Annotated in this window: 18 protein-coding genes, 2 tRNA genes and 3 rRNA genes; 18 read left to right on the plus strand and 5 right to left on the minus strand. The window is 64.0% G+C overall.

The annotated features are described in order from the left end of the window. Positions 1-2: 2 nt before the first annotated feature. Positions 3-323: a hypothetical protein gene (locus JYG37_RS26700; RefSeq protein ID WP_160300529.1), complete on the minus strand. Its 321-nt coding sequence runs from the start codon at positions 321-323 to the stop codon at positions 3-5. Positions 324-623: 300 nt separating this feature from the next. Here JYG37_RS26700 and JYG37_RS26705 point away from each other — a divergent pair, with 300 nt between their 5' ends. After that, positions 624-1418, plus strand: coding sequence for an AraC family transcriptional regulator (locus JYG37_RS26705; protein ID WP_050017303.1), 795 nt, complete (start codon positions 624-626; stop codon positions 1416-1418). 86 nt (positions 1419-1504) lie between these two features. Here the strand turns inward: JYG37_RS26705 and JYG37_RS26710 are convergent, their stop codons facing one another. Further along, positions 1505-1768: a hypothetical protein gene (locus tag JYG37_RS26710; protein ID WP_050017302.1), complete on the minus strand. Its 264-nt coding sequence runs from the start codon at positions 1766-1768 to the stop codon at positions 1505-1507. A gap of 280 nt (positions 1769-2048) precedes the next feature. Beyond that, positions 2049-3947: a bifunctional sugar phosphate isomerase/epimerase/4-hydroxyphenylpyruvate dioxygenase family protein gene (locus tag JYG37_RS26715; protein WP_213346187.1), complete on the minus strand. Its 1899-nt coding sequence runs from the start codon at positions 3945-3947 to the stop codon at positions 2049-2051. Positions 3948-4233: 286 nt separating this feature from the next. Here JYG37_RS26715 and aroQ point away from each other — a divergent pair, with 286 nt between their 5' ends. The 3 genes from aroQ to JYG37_RS26730 are packed head-to-tail and all read left to right on the plus strand — an operon-like array spanning position 4234 to position 6921. Continuing rightward, positions 4234-4689, plus strand: a complete 456-nt coding sequence (gene aroQ / locus JYG37_RS26720; protein WP_050017300.1) for a type II 3-dehydroquinate dehydratase — start codon at positions 4234-4236, stop codon at positions 4687-4689. Continuing rightward, positions 4686-5540, plus strand: coding sequence for a shikimate dehydrogenase (locus tag JYG37_RS26725; RefSeq protein WP_050017299.1), 855 nt, complete (start codon positions 4686-4688; stop codon positions 5538-5540). Before aroQ ends, JYG37_RS26725 begins: the two co-directional genes overlap by 4 nt. Positions 5541-5577: 37 nt before the next feature. After that, positions 5578-6921: an MFS transporter gene (locus tag JYG37_RS26730; RefSeq protein WP_050017298.1), complete on the plus strand. Its 1344-nt coding sequence runs from the start codon at positions 5578-5580 to the stop codon at positions 6919-6921. A 102-nt stretch (positions 6922-7023) separates the two neighbouring features. Here JYG37_RS26730 and JYG37_RS26735 read toward each other — a convergent pair whose 3' ends face one another. Next, positions 7024-8133, minus strand: a complete 1110-nt coding sequence (locus JYG37_RS26735) for a 2-aminoethylphosphonate--pyruvate transaminase (protein WP_050017297.1) — start codon at positions 8131-8133, stop codon at positions 7024-7026. A 260-nt stretch (positions 8134-8393) separates the two neighbouring features. On the opposite strand from JYG37_RS26735, the gene phnS reads away from it, so the two are divergent. The 14 genes from phnS to JYG37_RS26805 all read left to right on the plus strand — a co-directional run bounded on the left by phnS (position 8394) and on the right by JYG37_RS26805 (position 23537). After that, positions 8394-9485 carry a 2-aminoethylphosphonate ABC transporter substrate-binding protein gene (gene phnS / locus JYG37_RS26740; RefSeq protein WP_050017296.1) on the plus strand — a complete coding sequence of 364 codons (1092 nt, stop codon included), beginning with the start codon at positions 8394-8396 and terminating at the stop codon, positions 9483-9485. Positions 9486-9519: 34 nt separating this feature from the next. Then, positions 9520-10623, plus strand: a complete 1104-nt coding sequence (gene phnT, locus JYG37_RS26745; RefSeq protein WP_050017295.1) for a 2-aminoethylphosphonate ABC transport system ATP-binding subunit PhnT — start codon at positions 9520-9522, stop codon at positions 10621-10623. After that, a complete protein-coding gene (phnU, locus tag JYG37_RS26750; RefSeq protein WP_027806028.1) occupies positions 10601-11521 on the plus strand; it encodes a 2-aminoethylphosphonate ABC transporter permease subunit in 921 nt (306 codons plus the stop codon). The genes phnT and phnU overlap by 23 nt, the downstream gene beginning before the upstream one ends. Beyond that, positions 11511-12371: a 2-aminoethylphosphonate ABC transport system, membrane component PhnV gene (phnV, locus tag JYG37_RS26755; RefSeq protein ID WP_050017294.1), complete on the plus strand. Its 861-nt coding sequence runs from the start codon at positions 11511-11513 to the stop codon at positions 12369-12371. The genes phnU and phnV overlap by 11 nt, the downstream gene beginning before the upstream one ends. Next, positions 12368-13678 (plus strand): phosphonoacetate hydrolase, encoded by a 1311-nt coding sequence (gene phnA / locus JYG37_RS26760; protein ID WP_213346188.1) that lies wholly within the window; start codon positions 12368-12370, stop codon positions 13676-13678. The genes phnV and phnA overlap by 4 nt, the downstream gene beginning before the upstream one ends. Beyond that, positions 13675-15129, plus strand: coding sequence for a phosphonoacetaldehyde dehydrogenase (gene phnY, locus JYG37_RS26765; RefSeq protein ID WP_213346189.1), 1455 nt, complete (start codon positions 13675-13677; stop codon positions 15127-15129). Before phnA ends, phnY begins: the two co-directional genes overlap by 4 nt. Before the next feature lie 4 nt (positions 15130-15133). After that, entirely contained in the window at positions 15134-15688 is a 555-nt protein-coding gene (locus JYG37_RS26770; RefSeq protein ID WP_089489797.1) for a phosphonate degradation HD-domain oxygenase, read from the plus strand. A 514-nt stretch (positions 15689-16202) separates the two neighbouring features. After that, a 16S ribosomal RNA gene (locus tag JYG37_RS26775) occupies positions 16203-17735 on the plus strand. A gap of 63 nt (positions 17736-17798) precedes the next feature. Continuing rightward, positions 17799-17875: transfer RNA gene (locus tag JYG37_RS26780), tRNA-Ile, on the plus strand. Between the two features lie 91 nt (positions 17876-17966). Next, positions 17967-18042 (plus strand) — tRNA-Ala (locus JYG37_RS26785). A gap of 288 nt (positions 18043-18330) precedes the next feature. Further along, a 23S ribosomal RNA gene (locus tag JYG37_RS26790) occupies positions 18331-21211 on the plus strand. Between the two features lie 226 nt (positions 21212-21437). Continuing rightward, positions 21438-21550 (plus strand): 5S ribosomal RNA (rrf, locus tag JYG37_RS26795). The 16S, 23S and 5S rRNA genes sit together here with 2 tRNA genes alongside, the layout of an rRNA operon. 294 nt (positions 21551-21844) lie before the next feature. Further along, complete coding sequence (locus tag JYG37_RS26800) at positions 21845-22120, plus strand: hypothetical protein (protein ID WP_213346190.1); 276 nt, start codon at positions 21845-21847, stop codon at positions 22118-22120. After that, complete coding sequence (locus tag JYG37_RS26805; protein ID WP_213346191.1) at positions 22113-23537, plus strand: DHA2 family efflux MFS transporter permease subunit; 1425 nt, start codon at positions 22113-22115, stop codon at positions 23535-23537. The genes JYG37_RS26800 and JYG37_RS26805 overlap by 8 nt, the downstream gene beginning before the upstream one ends. A gap of 257 nt (positions 23538-23794) precedes the next feature. Here the strand turns inward: JYG37_RS26805 and JYG37_RS26810 are convergent, their stop codons facing one another. After that, on the minus strand, positions 23795-24556 hold the full coding sequence (locus JYG37_RS26810; RefSeq protein ID WP_060733620.1) for a 2OG-Fe(II) oxygenase: 762 nt from the start codon (positions 24554-24556) through the stop codon (positions 23795-23797). Between the last annotated feature and the right edge of the window lie 118 nt (positions 24557-24674).

Below are 24674 nucleotides of genomic sequence, written 5' to 3' on the forward strand. Positions count from 1 at the left end.
TTTCACTTCCCCTTGATGGCGTGGTTGGGGGCGCCGCGCGCATGCGGGCGGCGCCGGTAAACCGGGCGAGACGGTTCGGTCGGCAGGCCGATGCGCAGGCCATGCGTGCTCGCCGCGTGCCACGCGCGTTGTGCCGGAATCGTCGTACGCGACAGCGGATGCGGTGACCCGTGCGTGCCGATTGCGGCAGCACCGGGAGGTCGTCTCGTGACCGTGAAGCGAAGTCTAGTTAGCGAAAATGCGTGCGTCTTGCGCATTCGATGCGCGGCCGGCGACGATATCGGCATATCGTCGATTACCCTGATATATGCCGAAATCGTCATGACGAGTGCGCAAACCCGCCAAGACGCGGGTCGTCGGCATTTTTACGATGACGGGATTGGGGTGCGTGGTGCCGGCGTGTCGGTGCGCTGCGCCGGCTACGGAGAGGGCGGAACGGTCGCTAGCCCGCACACCATATGCGCATTAGTTGCGTGCACAACCAGCGGCGCCCACCGATGGAGCCGATCGGCGGCGTGCGATGCCGCCGGCCACAGTCTTGTCCGCCCCGCATTCGATGCGACGCGATCGAAGGGGCGCTCCTATAATCGACGCCATCTGCCACTCGCTTCGCGGTTGCCGGGATGACGACCTTGCTTGCCGTACCGCCCATGAGCCTGTCCGATACGTTGTGCTACCAGCCCGACAACGCCGATTTCGGCGCGATGCTCGCGCATTTTCGCCTGCTTGAACCGGTGTTCGATGCGCTGCCGGACGTCGCGTTTTTCGTGAAGGATGCGAGCGGCCGCTATGCGATCGTCAATCGCACGCTGGCGATGCGCTGCGGCTACAAGGACAAGCGCGACCTGCTCGGCAAGACGGCCGACGAGGTGTTTCCGCGCCGCTTCGGCCGCAGCTATTTCGAGCAGGACATGGCGACGATCAACGCCGGCCAGCAGTTGATGGATCAGCTCGAGCTGCACCTGTATCCGGGCCGCCAGCCGGGCTGGTGCCTGACCTGCAAGGAGCCGCTGCGCGACGCCGCGGGCCGGGTGGTCGGCCTCGCCGGCATCTCGCGCGACCTGAAGGCGCACGAGGGATCGCACCCGGCGTACAGCCGGCTCGCCGACGTGGTCCAGCACATCCAGGATCATTACGTGCAGCCGCTGAACCTGAAGCAGCTCGCGCAGATGGCCGGGATGTCGGTCGCGCAGCTCGAACGCTACTTCCACAAGGTGTTCCACCTGACGCCGCGCCAGGTGCTGCTGAAGACGAGGCTCGACGCGGCCACCGCGCTGCTCGTCACGCACGACAAGGTGACCGACGTCGCCGCGCTATGCGGCTATACGGATCACAGCGCGTTCACGCGCCAGTTCAAGGCGACGGTCGGCGTGACGCCGACGGAATACCGGTTGATGCTGCAGGAGCGGGCAGGGTGACGCGACTCGCCGGGGCGGCCGGCGCGTCACAGGGATCGGGGTAAGGCGGGGTAAGGCGGGGAAACGGGAAAGGGTGAAGCGCTGGCTCAGCGGTAGCCGAGCCCTTTCAGGACGGCCGTGCCGTCTTCGGTCAGCCGGAAGCTCGGGCTCGTATCGGGGTCGAGCTTGACCATTTCGACGAGGCCGGCTTCCTGCAGCGCGGGCAATTCGGGTTTGGCGTTCGCGCCGATCGGTGCATGCAGCAGCACGAGCAACGTCGCGATTTCATGATGACTGAGCAGGCGGCGCAGCATCGTCTTCTTTGCAGGGGGCGCGGCCGGGCGGCCCGCGGGTGCTTCTACGGCGCTCATCGCTTTCCTCCTTTTCGAGATAACCATCGGGTACTGGTTGCGGATGGTGCCGTCGAAGACTTAAGCGATTCTTAAAACCGGGGCGAGCGGCGCAATGCTGCACCGCGGTACGGGTTACGGGATGTAACGGCGGCCGGCGCGCGGGTTCCGGCATGGCCGCGGCCGACCGCGCAGGCCGGTACCTGGCTGCCCGATGTGCGACGATGGCGCGCGGCGAGATCGCGCGGTCCAATCGATCGCCGAATCGCGAGCGCGCTCCGGCCCCGAACTTCTCTCATCCTTATTTCCGCCGCTGCGCCTGCGCCTGCGCCGCAAGCCGCACGGCCGCGTTCGCCGCGCCGTAGCCGTCATACCCGCCGCGCCGCTCGACGATCTCGAGCGAGAAGCGGTTGTCGACCAGTTCCGTATACGCATGCAGGAATTCGCCGCCATCCTCGTCGCGGTCGTAGAGCAGGTGATGCGCGCTCAGCGTGTCGATCAGTTCGTCCGGTAGCGCATAGCGCGCGGCGAGATCGTCGTAGTAGTTGGCCGGAATGCGCAGGAACGGGACGCCGTCGGCCGCGAACGCGGCGACCGTCTTCACGATGTCGTCCGTGCGGAACGCGACGTGGTTCAGCCCGGTGCCGTGGTAGCGGTCGAGCGATTCGGCGACGGCCGTATGACGGTCGACCGACGCGTTCAGCGCGATCCGCACCGAGCCGTCGGCGCTGCGTACCGCGCGGCTGCGCATCAGCCCGTACGGGTCGGGCACGAGCCAGCTGCGCTCGGCGTCGAAGCCGAACGCAGTCTTGAAGAACAGGATCCACGTGTCGAGCGCGTCGGCCGGCAGCGCGAGGCACACATGGTCGATACCCGTCAGCGGGCCGACTTCGGTGGGGCCGTCGATGTCGGTCAGCACGAAGTCCGATTCATACAGCGTCGGCGCATCCGGCGCTTCGTCGACGAAATATTCGAGGCTGCCGTCCGGCGCCTTCACGCTCGGCAGCACGCGCTCGTTCGGCCCGACCCGGCCGGAAAACGGCGCGTAGCCGAAGCCTGCCGCGCGTTCGAACGCCACTTTCGCGTCGTCGACGCGGAACGCCGACGCGCACAGCGACAGCCCGTGCTGCTGGAAGAACGCATCGGCGAACGAGTCGCGCTCGGCGTTCAGCACGATCGATGCAGCGCCGTGCTGGAACAGCGTCACGTCCTTCGAGCGATGCCGGCCGGCGAGCCGGAAGCGCATCCGGCCGAGCCATTCGCCGACGGTCGCCGCCGCCTGCGCGTCGACCGCGAATTCGATGAACTGGAACCCGACGTGCGCGGGCGGCGCGGGCGGTGCGAACAGCGGCTGGCTGGCGGCCGGCGCGCGGCCCTCCTGGGCGAGCCGCGCACGCGTCAGGTCTTCCAGATAGAGCAGCGAGCGATGGCCGTCGGCGGCCGTGAGCGCGGTCGGCGCCGCGCGGAAGCCATCGTTGAAGATCTCCAGCGATAGCGGCCCCGTATAGCCCGACTCGATCACGCGCGCAGTGAAGCGCGCCAGGTCGAAGTCGCCCTGGCCGGGGAACGAGCGGTAGTGGCGACTCCATTCGATCACGTCCATCACGAGCTTCGGCGCGTCGGCGATCTGCACGAAGGCGATCCGGTCGCCGGGGATGTCGGCGATCCCGTCCGGCGAATCGTCGAGCGACAGCGTGTGGAAGCTGTCGAGCGCGAGGCCGAGGTGCGGGCTGTTCACCGCGTTCACGAGCTTCCACGCGTGGCCGTACCGCTTCACGACGCGGCCCCACGCGAGCGCTTCGTACGCGGCCACCACGCCGGCCTGCCGCGCGGCTTCGGCGAGCACGCCGAGCTGGTCGACGAGCAACCCGTCGTCGGCGATCGTATCGGCCGCCACGCTGCTGCAGACGAGGATGCGATCGGTGCCGAGCGCATGCATCACGTCGAACTTGCGCTTGATCCGGTCGAGATTGCGCGCGAGCTGGGCCGCGCTCACGCCCTCGAAGTCGCGAAACGGCTGGAACAGCACGATGTCGAGGCCGAGATCGGCGGCCATGCGCCGGACGTCGGCCGGCGATCCGTCGAAGTAGACGAGGTCGTTTTCGAAGATTTCGACGCCGTCGAAGCCCGCGGCCTGGACGGCGGCGAGCTTCTCGGCGAGCGTGCCGGACAGTGACACGGTGGCGATCGAGCGCTGCATGGGGCGATTCCTGCGGATGAGCGGGGCATGACGCCGGTCTAACCGACCGTGTCTAACCGACCGTGCCGAACCGACCCTGAATGAACCAGTCGTTGAGTTCGGCGCGGGCGCCATATCCCGAATTTACTGGGCTAGTCATCCGTATTGTACAAACTAACTAGATGGTACAAATTAGCGAAAACCCGGAAAGACAGCCCGCTTGCACGGGCGCACACTAGCGCCAAATTCCGATGTCTTCGGGGCGGCGCCGATCGTGGTCCGCCCCTGTTTCAGGAGCAGAAACACGATGAGCAAGCACAAGGTACTGGTGCTGAACGGCCCGAACCTGAATCTGTTGGGCACGCGCGAGCCCCATATCTACGGCGCGGAAACGCTCGCCGATCTCGAGCAGCGCTGCCGCACGGCGGGGGAAGGGCTCGGGCTGGAAATCGACTTTCGCCAGTCGAATGCCGAGCATCAGCTGATCGACTGGCTGCACGCCGCGCGTCACGACACGCACGGCATCGTGATCAACCCGGCCGCGTATACGCATACGTCGGTGGCGCTGGCCGACGCGCTTTCCGCGATCGCGAAGCCGGTGATCGAAGTGCATATCTCGAACGTCCATCGCCGCGAGGCGTTCCGTCACCATTCGTATGTGTCGGCGCTCGCCGAAGCCGTGATCTGCGGCTGCGGTACCGAAGGCTACGTGTTCGCGCTGCAGCGCCTGGCGACGGTGTTCGCGAAGGGAGCCGCACGATGAGCCGCCCGTCGTTCCTGATCGGCCTGATCGGCCAGGGCATCGGCGGTTCGCTGTCGCCCGCGATGCACGAGGAAGAGGGGTTCCGCCAGGGCTTCGGCTACGTGTACCGGCGCCTCGATCTCGACGTGCTCGGCGTGACCGCCGACGCGCTGCCGCAACTGCTCGATGCCGCGCAGCGGATGGGCTACAACGGGCTGAACATCACGCACCCGTGCAAGCAGCGCGTGATCGAGCACCTCGACGCGCTGTCGGACGACGCGCGTGCGCTCGGCGCGGTGAATACCGTGCTGTTCAAGGACGGCAAGCGGATCGGCCACAACACCGACTGGTCGGGCTTCGCGAAATCGTTTAGCCGTGGGCTGCCCGGCGCGTCGCTCGAACGCGTCGTCCAACTCGGCGCGGGCGGCGCGGGCGCGGCCGTCGCGCACGCGGCGCTGCAGATGGGCGCGGCCGAACTGACGATTTTCGACGTCGACGGCACGCGCGCCACCGCGCTGGCGGGCGAATTGCAGCAGCGCTTCCCCGCCGCCCGCGTCACGCCGGGCAGCGATCTCGCCGCCGCGATGCGCGCGGCGACCGGCCTGATCCACTGCACGCCGACCGGCATGGCCAAGCATCCGGGCCTGCCGCTGCCGGCCGAGCTGCTGCATGCGGGCATGTGGGTGGCCGACATCGTGTATTTCCCGCTCGAAACCGAACTGATCCACGCCGCGCGCGCGGCCGGCTGCGCGACGCTGCCGGGCGGCGGGATGGCCGTGTACCAGGCCGTCGACGCGTTCGAGCTCTTCACCGGGCGCACGCCCGACGCCGAGCGGATGTTCGATCACTTTCAGTCGCTCGTCGCGCGCTGACCCCCTTACAGACACAGAAAGAGACCAGGAGACGACCATGCAGCACACTACCCACACGAGCGCCGCGCCGGCGCAGGCGGCCGGCACGGTCCGGCGCACGTCGGCGCGCTACAAGATCCTCGCGCTGCTCGCGATCGGCACGATGATCAATTATCTCGACCGCACCGTGCTGGGCGTGGCTGCGCCGCAGCTTACCAAGGAGCTCGGCATCAACGCGGCCGTGATGGGCATCATGTTCTCCGCGTTTTCGTGGACGTACGTGGCGATGCAGGTGCCCGGCGGCCTGTTCCTCGACCGCTTCGGCAGCAAGGTCACCTATTACTGGTCGATGACGCTGTGGTCGCTGTGCACGTTCCTGCAAGGTTTCGTGCCGGGCGTCGCGACGTTGCTCGCGTGCCGGCTGGGCCTCGGCGTGACGGAAGCGCCATGCTTCCCGACCAACAGCCGCGTCGTCGCGACGTGGTTCCCGCAGAACGAACGCGCGATGGCGACCGGCACCTATACCGTCGGCGAATACATCGGCCTCGCGTTCTTCAGCCCCGTGCTGTTCGCGCTGATGGGCGCGTTCGGCTGGCGCTCGCTGTTCTGGGTCGTGGGCGCGGTCGGCATCGCGTTCGGCCTCGTCTGGTGGAAGTTCTATCACGAGCCGCGCAACCATCCGGGCGCGAACTCGGAGGAACTCGCGTACATCGAAGCGGGCGGCGGCCTCGTGCACGGCGTGCGCAAGACCGACGCCAAGAGCGGCAAGGCCGAGCAGCCGAAGTTCAGCTGGTCGATGGTCGGCCAACTGGTGAAGAAGCGCCAGCTCGCGGGCATCTGCCTCGGCCAGTTCGCCGGCAACTCGACGCTCGTGTTCTTCCTGACCTGGTTCCCGACCTATCTGGCAACCGAGCGCCACATGGGCTGGCTGAAGATCGGCTTCTTCGCGGTGATGCCGTTCATCGCCGCGTCGGTCGGCGTGATGTTCGGCGGGATCTTCTCCGACTGGCTGCTGCGCCGCGGCAAGTCTGCGAACCTCGCACGCAAGCTGCCGATCATCGCGGGCCTGCTGCTCGCGTCGACGATCATTCTCGCGAACTACGTGCAGAGCAACGAAGCGGTGATCGCGATCATGTCGGTCGCATTCTTCGCGCAGGGCATGGCCGCGCTCGGCTGGACGCTCGTGTCGGATATCGCACCGGACGGCCTGCTCGGCGTGACGGGCGGCATCTTCAACTTCGCGGCGAACCTCGCGGGCATCATCACGCCGCTCGTCGTCGGCTTCATCGTCGCATCGACCGGCTCGTTCGTCGGCGCGCTCGTGTTCATCGGCGTGATCGCGCTGGTTGGTGCGCTGTCGTACATCTTCGTCGTCGGCGACATCAAGCGGATCGAGCTGTAAGCACCCGTTCCCCGCACACACGGTGCGTTCGCCCGGCGGCCAATCGGCCGCCGGGCTTTTTTGTTTGCGGGCGCCGGCGGGCGGGCCGGCATGTACGTCACTTCATGCGTGCTGCATCGCGATGGCGAGCGATTCGACCGCAGCGGCGATCGCCGCGACCGCACGCCGGATATCGCCCGCATCGATCGCGCCGATGCAGCCGACGCGGAACGTCTCGAGCCGCGTGAGCTTGCCCGGATACAGGATGAAGCCCGCATCCCTCACCGCGTCGTAGAAGCGGCGGAAATCGTAGGCCGGATGGTCGGGCGCGTGAAACGTGACGATCACCGGCGCCTGCACGCTCGCGTCGAGGAACGGCACGAAGCCGAGCGCGCGCATCGATTCGACGAGCGTCCGGCAGTTCTCCGCATAGCGCGCACCGCGCGCCGGCTGGCCGCCTTCGGCGAGGTACTGGTCGAGCGCGGCACGTAGCGCGGCAATCACGTGCGTCGGCGGCGTGAAGCGCCATTGCCCCGTCTTGCGCAGATACGCGTACTGATCGTGGAGATCGAGCGCGAGCGACCGCGCGTTGCCTTCGCTCGCGTCGAGCGCGTCGCGCCGCACGATCGCGAATCCCATCCCCGGCACGCCTTCCAGGCATTTGCCGCTGGCCGAGATCAGCGCGTCGATGTCGCTGCCCGCCAGCGCGATCGGCAGCGCGCCGAACGAACTCATCGCATCGACGATCAGCCGCTTGCCGTGCCGCCGGCATGCGGCCGCGATCGCATCGAGCGGATTCAGGATCCCGGCGCTCGTTTCCAGGTGCACGAGCGCGACGTGCGTGATGCGCGGCTCGCGCGCGAACGCGGCCTCGACGGCCGCCGTGTCGACGGCCGCGTCCTCGCCGAACGGCAACGCGATCGCTTCGATGCCGAGCCGGCCGAGGATCTTCAGGATGCGCGCGCAATACGCGCCGTTGTCGGGCACCAGCACGACGCCGTCGCGCGGCACCAGCGTGCCGAGCGCGGCTTCGACCGAGAACGTGCCGCTGCCCTGCATCGGCACGCACACGTACGCGTCGCCGCCCTGCGCGATGGCGACGAGATCCGCGCAGACGCTGGCCGTCAGTTGATTGAAAGCGGCGTCCCACGACCCCCAGTCATGTTGCATTGCGTGGCGTGTTGTGGCGGACGTGGTGAGCGGGCCGGGCGTAAGCAGAATCGGGTCGGGCATGGCTTTTGTCTCCAGCAAAGGGCGAACGGAACGCCGGGCGGCATTTCTCGATGACTTGCATGATAGTGGCAAAATGTGTCATTTTTTGGAAATTGTGGCATTCGTCACGGCTTTGTCATCGAACGCTGTGATCCTTCGGTTGCCGCGCGACACCCAGCCCGAGCGCGGTAGCGCGGCGGCCGTTCAGCGGCCTGCCCGAAGACAACAGGAGAGCCGGATCGTGCCCCGGCCGTTTGGTGTTCCGCCTACGGAGAAGTGAGATGACACTGCAGAAACCCTCGCGCGCCGCCGCCGGCGCATTCCGCAAGCTCGCGCTGGCCGCCTGCGCCGCCGGTCTGCTGCAAGGCGCCGCGATGCCGGCGCAGGCGGCGAATGCGGTCGTGCTGTACACGGCGGACGGCCTCGAGAACCTCTATCGCGATGTGCTGCCGGCTTTCGAGAAGAAGGAAGGCGTGAAGGTCAACATCGTGACGGCGGGCAGCGGCGAGGTGGTGAACCGCGCGAACATCGAGAAGAATTCCCCGAAGGCCGACGTGATCGTCACGCTGCCGCCGTTCATCCAGCAAGCCGGCCAGATGGGCCTGCTGCAGCCGTACCAGAGCGTGAACTACAAGAACGTGCCGGCCATCGCGAAGGCCGAGGACGGCACGTGGGCGACCTTCGTCAACAACTACTTCTCGTTCGCGATCAATCCGGACGTCGTGAAGAACCAGCCGAAGACGTTCGCCGACCTGCTCGCGCCGGCCTACGCCGGCAAGGTCGCGTACTCGAACCCGGCCACGGCCGGTGACGGGATGGCCGTGCTGATCCTGACGACGTCGCTGATGGGCGAGGACAAGGCATTCGACTACCTCGCGAAGCTGTCGCAGAGCGTGAAGTTCCACACGAAGGGCACGGGCTACCTGAACGTGCTGCTGTCGCGCAACGAGATCAGCGTCGCGAACGGCGATCTGCAGATGGATCTCGACGACGCCGAACACGGCGCGCTGTCCGTCAAGCCGATCTTCCTGGCCGCGAAGGACGGCGACCGGCCGACCACGTTCCAGCTGCCGTACGGCATCGGCCTGATCAAGAGCGGCCCGAACCAGGACGCCGGCAGGAAGCTGATCGACTACCTGATGTCGACGGACGTGCAGTCGAAGGTACCGGACATGTACGGCATCCCGGGCCGCACCGACGTGCCGCTGGCCGGCAAGAACGGCGAAGCGGTCAAGAAGGCGATCGCGGGCGTGAATCTGATCCCGGTCGACTGGACTCACGTGATGGCGAAGAAGCCGGAATGGATCGAGCGCTGGAAGAAGGACGTGATCGGCAGCTCGGGCAAGCAGCTCGACGTCGTCAAGCCGAAGTGACCGGCGCACGCCGCCTGTATCAGCGAGCAAGAGGATGAACCCGGTGGATACCGCCCTGACCCATCCCGGCGCATTCGGCGCCGCCGAACCGCACGCGACGCTGCGGTCCGGCGTGCCGGGCGGCGTGCAGATCCAACACCTGAGCGTGCGCTACGGCGCACGCACGGTGCTCGAAGATCTGTCGCTGTCGATCGGCGCCGGCGAATTTCTGACCGTACTCGGCAAGAGCGGCTGCGGCAAGACCACGCTGCTGCGCTTCATCGCCGGATTCGTGAAGGCCGACGGCCTGACCGGCACGCTGACCGTGGCCGGCCGCGACCTGACCTATGCGCCGCCGCACAAGCGCAACCTCGGTCTGCTGTTCCAGAATTACGCGTTGTTCCCGCACCTGTCGGTGTTCGAGAACGTCGCATTCGGGCTGCGCGCACGCGGGATGGCGTCGTCGGAAGTGACGCGCCGCGTCGCCGATGCGCTGAAGCTCGTGCAACTCGGCGATGCGGGCCACCATCTGCCCGCGCAGTTGTCCGGCGGGATGCAGCAGCGCGTCGCGCTGGCGCGCGCGCTCGTGATCGAGCCCGACGTGCTGCTGCTCGACGAGCCGCTGTCGGCGCTCGACGCGAACCTGCGCGCGTCGGTGCGCAGCGAACTGAAGGCGCTGCACGAGCGCCTCCCGAACCTGACCGTCGTCTGCGTGACGCACGACCGCGACGACGCGCTCGTGCTGTCCGACCGCGCGCTGCTGATGCGCGACGGCCGCATCGCGCAGCTCGGCACGCCGCAGCAGCTGTACGACGCACCGCGCGACGGCTACGTCGCGCGCTATCTCGGCCCGGCGAACCTGCTGCCGCCGCACGTGATCTTCCCGCTCGGCGATCCGCGTCACGAGATACGCGGCAAGGTCGCGTGCGTGCGCCCCGAGCGCCTGACCGTGATGCCGCCCGCGGCCGGCGGCCTGCACGGCACGGTGTCGTCGGTCGAATGGCAGGGCGCGGACTTCTCGATCGCGGTCGTGATCGACGCGGCGCCCGACGAGCCCGTGCGCGTGACGATGCAACGCGGCCGCGGCGCGGCGCCCGAGCGCGGTGCGCGCGTGTCCCTGCATTGCGAGGCAGACGATGTCGTCCTTATCGAGCCCTGAAGCCGGCCTGCCGCCGCACGTGCTCGCGTCGGCTGCGGCACACGCCGCCGCCGCGCGGCGCCGCAGGCGAATGGGCGACCTGCACCTGGCCGCGCTCGCGATCGTCGTGCTCGGCCCGCTCGTCGTCTATCCGCTGGTGCGGCTCGTGCTGCTGAGCGTGTCGGGCGATCACGGGCTGAGTTTCGCCGCGTACCGGACCTTCTTCGGCAATCCCGACACGCGCAACGTGCTGCTGACGACGCTCGGCGTGCTGTTCGCGAGCGCCGGCACCGCGTCGGTGCTCGGCGTGCTGCTGGCCGCACTGCTGTTCTTCAGGCCGTTCCCGGGCGCGTCGCTCGTCACGCGCTTCCTGGAACTGTACGTCGCGTTTCCGTCGTTCCTCGTCGCGTTCACGCTGATCTTCCTGTACGGCTCGCAAGGCTCGATCAGCATCGCGCTGCAGCACCTGTTCCATCTCGAGAATCCGCCGCTCGACTTCCTGTTCGGCATCGGCGGCGTGATCCTCGCGCAGACCGTGTTCTACACGCCGTTCGTCGTGCGGCCGACGCTCGCGTCGTTCGCGACGCTCGACCTGCGGCTGATCGAAGCCGCGCGCAGCCTCGGCGCGCCCGGCTGGATGCTCGCTCGCCGCGTCGTGCTGCCGATCGCATGGCCGGGCATCGCCGCCGGCACCGTGCTGTGCTTCCTGCTGACGCTGAACGAGTTTGGCATCCTGCTCGTGCTCGGCAGTGCGCGGCTCGTCACGCTGCCGGTCGCGATTTACAGCAGCGCGACCGTCGATCTCGACCTGCCGACCGCGTCGGCCGGCGCGGTCGTGATGTTGTCGCTGTCGCTGGCGCTGTATGCGGTTTATCGCCGGGTGAACCGGCGCGCGACGGGAGGGAACGATGTCCGCTGAATTCCGTATCGGGCACGCCGTGCCCCGTCACCCGATCGGCTGGACCGACACGCTGCTCAAGCATGCGTCGCGCACCGCGCTCGCGCTGGCCGCGTTCGCGTGCTTCTGGCTGTTCGTGCTGCCGGTGATCGTCGTCGCGCTGTCGAGCGTGTCGACGCAGTGGTCGGGCACGATTTTGCCGGCCGGCTACAGCCTGCGCTGGTTCGAGCGGCTCGGGTCGCCGGAATACGACGCGCTGCTGACGAGCCTCGAAATCGGCTTCGGCGTGTCGGTTCTCGGCACGATCCTCGGGCTGTGGCTGGCGCTCGCGCTCGAAGGGCGCGACCGGCGCGGCCTCGGCGCGCTCGTCGACGCGCTCGTGATGGTGCCGAACGGCGTGCCGAGCGTCGTGCTCGGGCTCGCGGTGCTGATCGCGTATCACCAGAAGCCGCTCGACCTGTCGAGCTCGGCGGCGATCGTCGTGCTGGTGCAGCTCGCGCTGATTCTGCCATTCTGCTATCGCTGCGCGGCCGCCGCGCTGCGCCCCGAATTGACCGTGCTGCGCGAAGCCGCCGCGAGCCTCGGTGCGCCACCCGCGATGGTGCTGCGCCGCGTGCTGCTGCCGCAGCTCGTGCCGGCGTTGCGCGCGAGCCTCGCGCTCGGCTTCGCGCTGTCGCTCGGCGAGCTTGGCGCGACGCTGACGGTGTATCCGCCCGGCTTCGCGACCGTGCCGATCGTCGTGATCGGCCAGGTGGAGCGCGGCTATTACCTGCCGGCGTCGGCGCTGTCGCTGCTGATGCTCGGCGCGTCGCTCGCGGCGCTGCTGCTGATCGCCGCGCGTGTGCCGCGCGGCAAGCAGGCCGCATCATGAACGCCGCGTTCGCGTTGCGGCGCCCCGGCGAGCAAGCAGCCGCCGGCAACGGGTCGACGAACCTCGCGGGACGCTCGATCGACGTCAACGGCCGACGCTACCGGTTGCCGGTCGAGCCGACCGTCGTCGCCTGTGTCGATGGCTGCGAGTACGACTATCTCGAACGCGCGGTGGAAGCGGGCGTCGCGCCGTTCATCGGCCGGATGATCGAGCAAGGCACCGCGTGGCGTGCCGATTGCGTCGTGCCGACCTTCACCAACCCGAACAACCTGTCGATCGTTTGCGGCGTGCCGCCGTCGGTCCACGGGATCTGCGGCAACTATTTCTGGGATCCTGCTGCTGACGGCGGGCGCGGCGCCGAAGTCATGATGAACGACCCGGCCTACCTGCGCGCCGGCACGCTGCTCGCGGCGGCGTCCGATGCCGGTGCGCGAGTGGCCGTCGTCACCGCGAAGGACAAGCTGCGCCGGCTGCTCGGCTGGCAGTTGAAGGGCATCTGCTTTTCGGCCGAGAAGGCCGCGCAGGCCAATCTCGCGGAAAACGGGATCGTCGACGTGCTCGACTGGGTCGGCCTGCCGTCGCCGGACGTATACAGCGCGGCGTTGTCGGAATTCGTGTTCGCGGCCGGCGTACGGCTCGCGCAGACGCGGCAGGTCGACCTGATGTACCTGTCGACCACCGACTACGTGCAGCACAAATGCGAGCCGGGCAGTGCCGGCGCGAACGCGTTCTACGCGATGATGGACGGCTACCTCGCGCTGCTCGACGCGCTCGGCTGGGCGATCGGCCTCACGGCGGACCACGGGATGAACGCGAAGCACGATCCGGCGACGGGCCGGCCGAACGTGATCTATCTGCAGGATGCGTTCGATGGCTGGTACGGCGCGCAGGCTGCGCGCGTGATCCTGCCGATTACCGATCCGTACGTCGTGCATCACGGTGCGCTCGGTTCGTTCGCGACGATCTACCTGGCGCCGGGCGTCGACCGGGCCGACGCGATGTGGCGCGTCGGCGGCCTCGACGGCGTCGAGCTCGTGCTCGACAACGCGGAAGCCGCCGCACGTTTCGAACTGCCGCCCGACCGGATCGGCGATCTCGTCGTGATCGGCCGCCGCGACATGACGCTCGGCACCCGCGAGCGCGAACACGACCTGTCGGGCCTCACGGTGCCGTTGCGTTCGCATGGCGGCGTGTCCGAGCAGGAAGTGCCGCTGCTGTTCAATCGCCGTATCGAGCGGGACGATCCCGCCCGTCGCCCGCGCAACTTCGACGTGTTCGATTTCGTGCTGAACCGGATCGCGACATGATGGCGCATCCGCGGCAGGATCATCCGTCGTTTCGTGCCGAAGCGTTGCGCTGGTGCGGCACGCGCGCGATGCGCGAGCGCACGCTCGACGTCACGGATCCGTACACGGGCACACGCGTCGGCACCGCGCCGCTCGCCAGCGTCGACGACGTGCGCGCGGCGTTCGATTACGCGATGGCCTACCAGCCGACGCTCACGCGCTACGCGCGTTCGCAGATTCTCGAACGGGCGGCTGCGTTGCTGCGCGAGCGCACCGAGGAAGCCTCCGACCTGATCACGCTCGAGTCGGGGTTGTCGAAACAGGATTCGCGCTACGAGATCGGCCGGGTGGCCGACGTGCTGAAGTTCGCGGCGGCCGAGGCGCTGCGCGACGACGCGCAGAGTTTCTCGTGCGACCTGACGCCCCACGGCAAGATACGGCGCGTGTTCTCGCAGCGCCAGCCGCTCGGCGGCGTGATCGTCGCGATCACGCCGTTCAATCATCCGATGAACCAGGTCGCGCACAAGATCGCGCCGGCGATCGCGACCAACAACCGCGTGATCGTGAAGCCGTCGGAGAAGGTGCCGCTGTCGGCGTTCTATCTGGCCGACCTGCTCTACGAGGCCGGTCTGCCCGAGCCGATGCTGCAGGTGCTGACCGGCGCGCCGGCCGAGATCGCGGACGAACTCGTCACACATCCGCATGCGTCGCTGATCACGTTCACGGGCGGCGTCGCGATCGGCAAGGCGATTGCCGCGCGGGCCGGTTACCGGCGCATTGTGCTGGAGCTGGGCGGCAACGATCCGCTGATCGTCCTCGCCGATGCCGATCTCGACCGCGCGGCATCGCTGGCGGTGCTCGGCTCGTACCGGAATTCGGGCCAGCGCTGCACGGCCGTCAAGCGGATGCTGGTGCAGCGCTCGATCGCGCCCGCATTCACCGAATTGCTCGTCGAGAAGACGCGCGCATGGAGATACGGCGATCCGTTCGATTCCGCGAACGAAATGGGCACGGTGATCGACGAGGCGGCGGCGCGACTGTTCGAGACGCGCGTGAACGAGGCGGTTGCGCGGGGCGCGCGTCTGCTGACCGGCAATGTGCGGCGCGGCGCGCTGTATGCGCCGACCGTAATCGACAACGTCGATCCGTCGATGACGATCGTGCGCGAGGAGACCTTCGGGCCGGTGTCGCCCGTCATCGCGTTCGACACGATCGACGATGCGATCCGGATCAGCAACGGCACGGCATTCGGGTTGTCGTCGGGCGTCTGTACGGACAGCACGGCGGCGGTCGTGCGGTTCGTGAACGAACTGAACGTTGGCACGGTGAACGTGTGGGAAGTGCCCGGTTACCGGATCGAGCTGTCGCCGTTCGGCGGAGTCAAGGATTCGGGGCTCGGTTACAAGGAAGGTGTCCAGGAGGCGATGAAGAGCTTCACGAACCTGAAGACGTTTTCGCTGCCTTGGGAGTAAACGGATGGCGTTGACGGTGGAAGAGATTCACGGGCTGTATCGCGAGCATGGCCATGTGGCCTATAGCGGCGAACCGGTCACGCAGCTCGAACATGCACTGCAGAGTGGATTGCTGGCGGAGCAATCCGGGGCGGACGAAGCGCTGGTCGCGGCTGCGTTCCTGCACGACCTCGGCCATCTGCTGAATCGTCAGGGCGACACGCCGAGCGTGCGCGGGATCGACGATCTGCATCAGTATTACGTGCTGCCGTTCCTGCGGCCGCTGTTTGCCGACGCAGTACTGGAGCCGATTCGGCTGCACGTCGACGCGAAGCGCTGCCTGTGCCGCACGGACGCCGGCTACTTCGAGAGCCTGTCGCCGGACTCGGTGCGCAGTCTGGCGTTGCAGGGCGGCATTTTCAGTGAAGAGGAGACGGCAGCGTTCCTGCAGCGCCCGTTCGCGGAGGACGCGCTGCGACTGCGTCGCTGGGACGACATGGCGAAGGAGGAAGGCAAGGTGACACCGGATCTCGCTCACTATATGGAGATCGTCGCGCGCCAAGTGCGCGCGGCCCCCTGACGACGGTTCGGCTGCTTCTATTTCTATATAAGGCGCCGCACGCGGCAGCGTGCGGCGCCTTATATTTTTCGCGAAACCCCTTGCGCGATTGCCGGGCGATGCATAGAATCACGCCTCTTTCGCGCTAACGGAAACGCGGCGCGGAAGGAAGGGAAGCGGTGCTGTTGGGGTTCGGTCGTAGCGAGCCTTGGCGGTACAGGAAGTTGAGCCCCGCAGTCGCAACGATGTAGTGTAAAAAGTTGTTGACGAGCTGCGAAACACGGTTCATAATCTCGCTTCTCTGCTGCTGAAAACGCAGCGCTGCCGGGAAACACGAAGTTCCTCGCAGAATGCTCTTTAAAAATTAACAGCCGATAAGTGTGGGCGCTTGATGGAAGCGAGCTGATCCTCGGATCAGATAGCGAAAGTATCAAGAGTCTCACACTAAAGTAAGTCAGGTTTATGAAGTGATTCATATTCCTGTCAGCTTTGAGTGAGCGACCGGTTCTACGGAACCGAAAACAGTAACAGGTTTGAACTGAAGAGTTTGATCCTGGCTCAGATTGAACGCTGGCGGCATGCCTTACACATGCAAGTCGAACGGCAGCACGGGTGCTTGCACCTGGTGGCGAGTGGCGAACGGGTGAGTAATACATCGGAACATGTCCTGTAGTGGGGGATAGCCCGGCGAAAGCCGGATTAATACCGCATACGATCTACGGATGAAAGCGGGGGACCTTCGGGCCTCGCGCTATAGGGTTGGCCGATGGCTGATTAGCTAGTTGGTGGGGTAAAGGCCTACCAAGGCGACGATCAGTAGCTGGTCTGAGAGGACGACCAGCCACACTGGGACTGAGACACGGCCCAGACTCCTACGGGAGGCAGCAGTGGGGAATTTTGGACAATGGGCGAAAGCCTGATCCAGCAATGCCGCGTGTGTGAAGAAGGCCTTCGGGTTGTAAAGCACTTTTGTCCGGAAAGAAATCCTTGGCTCTAATACAGTCGGGGGATGACGGTACCGGAAGAATAAGCACCGGCTAACTACGTGCCAGCAGCCGCGGTAATACGTAGGGTGCGAGCGTTAATCGGAATTACTGGGCGTAAAGCGTGCGCAGGCGGTTTGCTAAGACCGATGTGAAATCCCCGGGCTCAACCTGGGAACTGCATTGGTGACTGGCAGGCTAGAGTATGGCAGAGGGGGGTAGAATTCCACGTGTAGCAGTGAAATGCGTAGAGATGTGGAGGAATACCGATGGCGAAGGCAGCCCCCTGGGCCAATACTGACGCTCATGCACGAAAGCGTGGGGAGCAAACAGGATTAGATACCCTGGTAGTCCACGCCCTAAACGATGTCAACTAGTTGTTGGGGATTCATTTCCTTAGTAACGTAGCTAACGCGTGAAGTTGACCGCCTGGGGAGTACGGTCGCAAGATTAAAACTCAAAGGAATTGACGGGGACCCGCACAAGCGGTGGATGATGTGGATTAATTCGATGCAACGCGAAAAACCTTACCTACCCTTGACATGGTCGGAATCCTGCCGAGAGGTGGGAGTGCTCGAAAGAGAACCGGCGCACAGGTGCTGCATGGCTGTCGTCAGCTCGTGTCGTGAGATGTTGGGTTAAGTCCCGCAACGAGCGCAACCCTTGTCCTTAGTTGCTACGCAAGAGCACTCTAAGGAGACTGCCGGTGACAAACCGGAGGAAGGTGGGGATGACGTCAAGTCCTCATGGCCCTTATGGGTAGGGCTTCACACGTCATACAATGGTCGGAACAGAGGGTTGCCAACCCGCGAGGGGGAGCTAATCCCAGAAAACCGATCGTAGTCCGGATTGCACTCTGCAACTCGAGTGCATGAAGCTGGAATCGCTAGTAATCGCGGATCAGCATGCCGCGGTGAATACGTTCCCGGGTCTTGTACACACCGCCCGTCACACCATGGGAGTGGGTTTTACCAGAAGTGGCTAGTCTAACCGCAAGGAGGACGGTCACCACGGTAGGATTCATGACTGGGGTGAAGTCGTAACAAGGTAGCCGTATCGGAAGGTGCGGCTGGATCACCTCCTTTCCAGAGCTATCTCGCGAAGTTGAGCGCTCACGCTTATCGGCTGTAAATCAAAGACAGACTCAGGGGTCTGTAGCTCAGTCGGTTAGAGCACCGTCTTGATAAGGCGGGGGTCGTTGGTTCGAATCCAACCAGACCCACCATTGTCTGACGTGTCGGTGATCGTTAGCGCTTTAGCGCTTACGAGCAGCCCATGCCGATAGGCTGTAGTACCTGAGGTCATCTGTACTCAATGGGGGCATAGCTCAGCTGGGAGAGCACCTGCTTTGCAAGCAGGGGGTCGTCGGTTCGATCCCGTCTGCCTCCACCAATCTTCAATGACAAGCGTTCGAACGAAGCGTTGTTCGAGTCTTTGTCATTGGCGATTGAGCCAGTCAGAGTGATACGTAGTATGTATCGGCTGTCGTTCTTTAACAATCTGGAAGAAGTAAGTAATTTGGATAGCGGAAGCGTCTCGAGATGGACGTGGAAGTTATCCGGGTTGTGATTGTATCGATGTATCTCAAGATGATTCGAACTCTATGTTCGACTCAATTGGAATACGGCACAACGCGAGAACTCAACCTGTAGCGGCTGTCGAGAGACAGACTCGTTATAGGGTCAAGCGAACAAGTGCATGTGGTGGATGCCTTGGCGATCACAGGCGATGAAGGACGCGGTAGCCTGCGAAAAGCTACGGGGAGCTGGCAAACGAGCTTTGATCCGTAGATGTCCGAATGGGGAAACCCGGCCCTTTTGGGTCATCCTGGACTGAATACATAGGTCCAGTGAAGCGAACGCGGTGAACTGAAACATCTAAGTAACCGCAGGAAAAGAAATCAACCGAGATTCCCAAAGTAGTGGCGAGCGAAATGGGATGAGCCTTGCACTCTTTATTTGTATTGTTAGCCGAACGCTCTGGAAAGTGCGGCCATAGCAGGTGATAGCCCTGTAGGCGAAAACAGTATGAAAGAACTAGGTGTGCGACAAGTAGGGCGGGACACGTGAAATCCTGTCTGAAGATGGGGGGACCATCCTCCAAGGCTAAATACTCGTGATCGACCGATAGTGAACCAGTACCGTGAGGGAAAGGCGAAAAGAACCCCGGGAGGGGAGTGAAATAGATCCTGAAACCGCATGCATACAAACAGTCGGAGCCTCGCAAGGGGTGACGGCGTACCTTTTGTATAATGGGTCAGCGACTTACGTTCAGTAGCAAGCTTAACCGTATAGGGCAGGCGTAGCGAAAGCGAGTCCGAATAGGGCGTTCAGTTGCTGGGCGTAGACCCGAAACCAGGTGATCTATCCATGGCCAGGATGAAGGTGCGGTAACACGTACTGGAGGTCCGAACCCACTAACGTTGAAAAGTTAGGGGATGAGCTGTGGATAGGGGTGAAAGGCTAAACAAACCTGGAAATAGCTGGTTCTCTCCGAAAACTATTTAGGTAGTGCCTCGTGTCTCACCTTCGGGGGTAGAGCACTGTCATGGTTGGGGGGTCTATTGCAGATTACCCCGCCATAGCAAACTCCGAATACCGAAGAGTGCAATCACGGGAGACAGACATCGGGTGCTAACGTCCGGTGTCAAGAGGGAAACAACCCAGACCGCCAGCTAAGGTCCCCAAATATAGCTAAGTGGGAAACGAAGTGGGAAGGCTAAAACAGTCAGGAGGTTGGCTTAGAAGCAGCCACCCTTTAAAGAAAGCGTAATAGCTCACTGATCGAGTCGTCCTGCGCGGAAGATGTAACGGGGCTAAGCTATATACCGAAGCTGCGGATGCGAGCTTGCTCGCATGGTAGGAGAGCGTTCCGTAAGCCTGCGAAGGTGCCTTGTAAAGGGTGCTGGAGGTATCGGAAGTGCGAATGCTGACATGAGTAGCGATAAAGGGGGTGAAAGGCCCCCTCGCCGTAAGCCCAAGGTTTCCTACGCAACGTTCATCGGCGTAGGGTGAGTCGGCCCCTAAGGCGAGGCAGAAATGCGTAGCTGATGGGAAGCAGGTCAATATTCCTGCACCATTGTTAGATGCGATGGGGGGACGGATCGCGGAAGGTTGTCCGGGTGTTGGAAGTCCCGGTCGCTGCATTGGAGAAGGCGCTTAGGCAAATCCGGGCGCGCAATTCAAGGGTGTGGCGCGAGCTCCTTAGGGAGCGAAGCAATTGGAAGTGGTTCCAAGAAAAGCCTCTAAGCTTCAGTCTAACGATGACCGTACCGCAAACCGACACAGGTGGGCGAGATGAGTATTCTAAGGCGCTTGAGAGAACTCGGGAGAAGGAACTCGGCAAATTGGTACCGTAACTTCGGGATAAGGTACGCCCTTGTAGCTTGACTGGCCTGCGCCAGGAGGGTGAAGGGGTTGCAATAAACTGGTGGCTGCGACTGTTTAATAAAAACACAGCACTCTGCAAACACGAAAGTGGACGTATAGGGTGTGACGCCTGCCCGGTGCCGGAAGATTAAATGATGGGGTGCAAGCTCTTGATTGAAGTCCCGGTAAACGGCGGCCGTAACTATAACGGTCCTAAGGTAGCGAAATTCCTTGTCGGGTAAGTTCCGACCTGCACGAATGGCGTAACGATGGCCACACTGTCTCCTCCCGAGACTCAGCGAAGTTGAAGTGTTTGTGATGATGCAATCTACCCGCGGCTAGACGGAAAGACCCCATGAACCTTTACTGTAGCTTTGCATTGGACTTTGAACCGATCTGTGTAGGATAGGTGGGAGGCTATGAAACCGGAACGCTAGTTTCGGTGGAGCCGTCCTTGAAATACCACCCTGGTTTGTTTGAGGTTCTAACCTTGGCCCGTGATCCGGGTCGGGGACAGTGCATGGTAGGCAGTTTGACTGGGGCGGTCTCCTCCCAAAGCGTAACGGAGGAGTACGAAGGTACGCTAGGTACGGTCGGAAATCGTGCTGATAGTGCAATGGCATAAGCGTGCTTAACTGCGAGACCGACAAGTCGAGCAGGTGCGAAAGCAGGTCATAGTGATCCGGTGGTTCTGTATGGAAGGGCCATCGCTCAACGGATAAAAGGTACTCTGGGGATAACAGGCTGATACCGCCCAAGAGTTCATATCGACGGCGGTGTTTGGCACCTCGATGTCGGCTCATCTCATCCTGGGGCTGTAGCCGGTCCCAAGGGTATGGCTGTTCGCCATTTAAAGAGGTACGTGAGCTGGGTTTAAAACGTCGTGAGACAGTTTGGTCCCTATCTGCCGTGGGCGTTGGATATTTGAAGGGGGCTGCTCCTAGTACGAGAGGACCGGAGTGGACGAACCTCTGGTGTACCGGTTGTCACGCCAGTGGCATCGCCGGGTAGCTATGTTCGGAAGAGATAACCGCTGAAAGCATCTAAGCGGGAAACTCGCCTTAAGATGAGATATCCCTGGGGACTAGATCCCCTTGAAGGGTCGTTCGAGACCAGGACGTTGATAGGTCAGGTGTGTAAGCGCAGTAATGCGTTCAGCTAACTGATACTAATTGCCCGTAAGGCTTGATCCTATAACAAGTCTGCCTTGTCGATGATCGTTAGTGCTTCAGCACTTACGAGCATCCCACGCGGAGCATCGAGCAGCGAAGCTGATCGATGCGGCGCGCCGGTTGAAGTACCGGCGACCTGCGTAGCAAGATGAGACAAGTTGGATTCTCGTGTGTGATACACACAACTCAAAATTACTGCTTCTTCCAAGATTGGTTGCGCTGCGAAGCAACGCAACAACCCCCTTTGCCTGATGACCATAGCGAGTCGGTCCCACCCCTTCCCATCCCGAACAGGACCGTGAAACGACTCTACGCCGATGATAGTGCGGATTCCCGTGTGAAAGTAGGTAATCGTCAGGCTCCCTTAGCCAAGAACCCCCGCCCGACAAGGCGGGGGTTTTTGCATTTCGGCGTCCCCAAAAGCATGTGGCGAAGCGTGACCGAGGCGACTCCGCTTTCCGCTTACGCAATCCATCGCAGCGAGCGAGCCCCTCATTCAGCGCTCTGCCGTTCTCGAGCACTCCGCGGTTGTGCCGTCTGAATCTCTCACCCCTCCCGCCAGCCGGACCCATCCATCTTCAGATCGATTCCGTCCCACGCCATACTTCGGGTGACGATGTTGTGATGGCCGGTGATGCGCGATATTGAGCGACAATGAATGATAAATACCGCTTTCTGGCGAAAATCTCCGCATCTGCGCGTTCCTCGAGGCACCACGTCATGCGCATCACTCGGCGAACGCAGCGCGAAATCCTCACAAAAATCTATGCGCATAAAGTTCATTCGCGCGACGTGCGCGACATGCGCGGCAGAGCGGGGAGCCAACCCTTCGGGGTAACATCACCGTTCGTCCCGATTCCCGGGTGCTTGCCTGCATCCGCCCGCGATCGGCGCTTTTTGCATTTCGTCTCCCGCATCGTTCATGACTGACAACCCTGCCCAAGGTGGTCGGACGACCGACTTCTTGCCGTATCTCGTCGCCGCGACGTTCTTCATGGAGTATCTCGACACGACCGTGATCGCGACCGCGCTACCGCAAATGGCGCGCTCGTTCGGTGTGGGGCCGAACGCACTGAGCCTCGGGATGACGGCCTACATGCTGGCGCTGGCGGTGTTCATTCCGATCAGCGGCTGGATCGCGGATCGCTATGGTTCGCGCACCGTCTTCGCGAGCGCGATCGTCGTCTTTACCGGTGCGTCGGTGCTGTGCGGGCTGTCCGAAGGCGTGATGTCGTTCACGGCTGCCCGGCTGCTGCAAGGTGTCGGCGGGGCGATGATGGTGCCGGTCGGGCGGATGATCGTCGTGCGCAGTACCGAGAAGGCGAAGCTGATGCGTGCGATCGCGACGATCACGTGGCCGGGCATCGTCGCGCCCGTCGTCGGGCCGCCGATCGGCGGCTTCATCACGACCTATGCATCGTGGCGATGGATCTTCCTGTTGAACGTCCCGTTCGGCCTGGCCGCGCTCGTTTGTACCTGGCTGATCGTCCGGAATACGCGGACCGACGAGCAACGGCCGCTCGACTGGGTCGGCTTCGTGCTGGCCGGCGGCGCCTTGACCTGCCTGCTGATCGGCACCGAAGCGGCCGGTCAGCAGGATGTCGACTTCACGCGCGCGGTTGTCCTGATGGGCGCGAGCGTGCTGTTCGGCATCGCCGCATGGTTGCATGCGCGACGCTGCGCGCATCCGCTGCTCGATTTCACGACGCTGAAGGTGCCGACGTTCTCGGTGACGGTCATCACCGGCTCGATCACGCGGATGGCGATCAACGCCGTCCCGTACCTGCTGCCGCTGCTGTTCCAGATCGGTTTCGGGCTGTCGCCGTTCCAGTCAGGGCTGCTGCTGCTCGCGAGCGCGCTCGGCAATCTCGGGATGAAGGCGGGCACGTCGTGGATCCTCGACCGTTACGGCTTTCGGCGCGTTGCGCTCGTCGACGTGACGATCGTCGGCATCTTCACGATCGCATGCGGCTGGCTGACCGCGTCGACGCCGCTGGCGATCACGCTGCTCGTCGTATTCGTCTACGGGCTCACGCGGTCGATGCAGTTCACGACGCTCGCGACGCTGGCTTATGCGGACATCCCGGCTCAGCAGACGAGTGCGGCCAGCACGCTGTGGAGCGCCGCGCAGCAGATGACGATCGGGATGGGGATCGCGTTCGGTGCGTTGTCGCTGCGGCTCGCGGCATGGGGGCGCGGCGACGCGGCCGGCATGCATTACGTGCTCGACGATTTCCGCTGGGCGTTCGTCGCGGCGGGCGTGCTCGCGCTGCTGACGTTGCCGGGCTACGCGCGGCTGGCGCTCGATGCCGGCGACCGGCTGCGGGCCAGCGTGGCGCGAGGATAGGCTGGACTGCAAATCATGTTGGCGGGGCGACAGGTGAGTAAGCGTGTTTCGTCGTGCTCACTGGAAGCGCTGATTCATTGCGACCGCGATTGCTTGACGGTCAGCGCAATCGGTCTTCGGCTGCCGCGGGCGAGCGGTGTTCTGGCCGGCCATGCTCGGTTGGACCGCTTTCCTCACGGTGGCATGCGGTGCCGAGACGAGCATGAATGCAATGCGCAATAAGTGGCGCGGCAGCAGCGCAGCTGTCCCCGCTCCCGCTACTGCGCGTCATGGAAGATGATGCCGACCGTGTGGCGATGGCCGCTTCGGATCCGGCTCACGCCGTGGCGCAGGTTGACGCGATAGACGCCGCGGGTTCCCTGCACGGGCCGGCCGTGTACCGCGAAGATCACTGCGTCGCCTTGCGTCAGCGGCACCACTTCCGCACGCGACTGCATGCGTGGCCGCTGTTCCGTCAACACGAACTCCCCGCCACTGAAATCGCGGCCCGGCGCCGACAGCAGGATCGCGACCTGCAGCGGAAACACGTGCTCGCCATACAGGTCCTGATGGAGGCAGTTGTAGTCGTCGGCGCCGTATTGCAGGATCAGCGGCGTCGATCGCGTCTGTCCTGCCGCGTGGCAGCGATCGAGGAACGTCGCATGGTTTTTCGGATAACGGACGTCGATCCCGAGTGCCTGGTTCCAGCGATTCGCGATCGGTGCGAGATGCGGGTAGATCGTCGTGCGCAGCTCGGCGATGATCGCAGGCAGCGGATACGCGAAATATTTGTACTCACCGCGGCCGAAGCCGTGTCGCGCCATCACGACACGTGAACGATAGAGCGCATCGCGGGGATAGAGCGACGCGAGCGCATCGCACTCGCTTGCCGACATCAGGCCCGGCACGCGCGCGCATCCGTAGCGATCGAGCTCGGCATCGACGCTCGGCCAGTCGAGGGAGTCGACGCGTTGCGCGATGTCCGGCGGTTCGACGGCAGGGGGCAGATCGAGAATGTTCACGGGCGTACCTCGGGGCATCGGCGGTGTCGCGCCGGGCGGTCGCGCACGGTCGAATCCACGACGAAAGTTGACGAACCCAGTCTAGCGGCGTCCGGGCGCCGGCACGCTCCAGATCTTGCGCTTTAATTCCGGCCAG

It is taken from the genome of Burkholderia sp. LAS2, assembly GCF_018417615.1.
Taxonomy (GTDB): Bacteria; Pseudomonadota; Gammaproteobacteria; order Burkholderiales; family Burkholderiaceae; genus Burkholderia; species Burkholderia sola.